The 1,033-nt window shown below is 40.6% G+C and carries 1 protein-coding gene; it reads right to left on the reverse strand.

Annotated features, from left to right (window positions below):
* Positions 1-69: 69 nt before the first annotated feature.
* On the reverse strand, positions 70-1,033 hold a 964-nt coding region (locus tag F6K53_RS45300; RefSeq protein ID WP_293087745.1), incomplete at its 5' end, for an AMP-binding protein.

The raw sequence follows: 1,033 nt of genomic DNA on the forward strand, positions 1-1,033 counted from the left end.
TCCATACATAGGCGTGATAGCATCAAGTTTGGCAATCAAAAACAATGAAAAAGCAGCTTGTTCAACAAGTTACTGATTGCCGCCGTAAATATTATCTCCTTCAGCATTAGTTAGATCACTGATAAAAACTAAGCGGTGTTGTCGAGGACAATAATAATAAATACCTGCTTCAACTCCAGTTAAACGCTCAGACTTTATCATCAGATAACTCTGAACTGGATAAAGATTCCCTGCTGAAGGATAAAGATATTTCGGCAGCGGTTTATCCGCTAAACTTAACTGACGCAAGCAGCTTAAAAACTGACTAAACTCTTTCAACTCCAATGGTTGCAGTTGAAACTGTCGATAACTTTGACGATGGAAGTAAGCTTGGGTCAGAGCTTCCTCATCAATATCCAAAGGCAAATCTATACCCTTATTCGTTGATTCCAGTTTCCTTAGACCATGTTGCTTGAGCTTAAACTCAATTCGTTCAACTGGGTCAAAGATTATCCCCTCTTTTTCACTAGGATGATAGGCTTCGGGCAACTTTGGTTGCATCTCTGAGGGCACAATATAAGCTACGATCTTTTTCCTATCTATTGAGTCTCCGATCGCATTCACCACAGCCTTCTTCACTAATGAATTACGCATTAGTGTTGCTTCAATTTCTCCTAACTCAATTCGATAACCATTAATTTTTACCTGAAAATCTTCCCTGCCAAGGAACTCAATATTTCCATCAGGTAAATAGCGTCCTAAATCTCCTGTTTTATATAATTGCTCCTGGGTCAGAGGATGACGAATAAAGTGCTTGGCTGTTTTTTCCTCATCTTTCCAGTAGCCTCGTGCCAATCCTAGTCCACCTATATAAATCTGGCCTGGAACCCACACCGGAGCAGGTTCCATCCATTGATTCAGGACATGCATCGTTTGATTGCCAAGGGGTTTCCCGTAAGGAATACTCCGCCAGTTAGAGTCAACTTCTCCTATCAGATAATAAATCGACCAAATTGAAGCTTCTGTTGCTCCACCTAGGCTAACTAATTCTATA

It is taken from the genome of Moorena sp. SIO4A1, assembly GCF_010672065.1.
Taxonomy (GTDB): domain Bacteria; phylum Cyanobacteriota; class Cyanobacteriia; order Cyanobacteriales; family Coleofasciculaceae; genus Moorena.